Annotated in this window: 1 protein-coding gene; it reads right to left on the bottom strand. The window is 31.7% G+C overall.

Annotation, left to right across the window (positions count from 1 at the left end; all coding sequences use genetic code 11):
- On the bottom strand, window positions 1-665 hold a 665-nt coding region (locus ACFQ2O_RS22090), incomplete at both ends, for a hypothetical protein (RefSeq protein ID WP_377533160.1).

Here is a 665-nt window from a genome sequence, read left to right as displayed (position 1 = left end):
AAGTCATGTTCGGAAGATATATATGTCCAATTCCATCTTTTTGATGGATAATTAGAAATCAATGACAGAACATCATCATTATTTGATTTGGTCAGCTCTAATAAATCAAATTCAATGTTGTCAATGTTTGATTTAATAAAATCAAATTCTAATTGGGGCATAATTGTTTCCCAATCCCATTCCTGATCTTTTAATTCCGGAACAAGTAGCAAGGTCTTAATAACTTCTATGCTAATGTTTTCCTTTGCGGAGATTGCCTCAAAGTTCCAAGGATAATTGGTTGCATTTTGAATTAAAAAATCATCGTCGATTCTTAATGATAAGGAAGTCCAATCCAGTTCCGATTTGTATTTTTTCAAATTGGTTTTAAGAACGTCTAATGGACAATAATTTGAAATATCAAACCATTCATTTGCGTTGCAATTACTAGCAATCATATCGAAAAGCTGTCTGTCATGCCAGACTAAACGACTGTCTTTTATTAAGGAATTCAGTTCCAGCAAATCCTCAAAAGGAATGATGGTATTATAATCCAATATAGCATTGGGGTCTTTTATTAGTTTTAGGTACAAACCCCATTCAATTTTCTTTTCTTTTTCTTTAATATTATCAGGTAAATGAAGTAATTCTGTTGCCTCTGCGCTTATTGCATTTTGGTAAAAAAC

This window comes from Pontibacter rugosus, assembly GCF_042678745.1.
GTDB classification, from domain to species: Bacteria; Bacteroidota; Bacteroidia; order Cytophagales; family Hymenobacteraceae; genus Pontibacter; species Pontibacter rugosus.
This window is presented reverse-complemented; position numbering and strand designations above follow the sequence as displayed.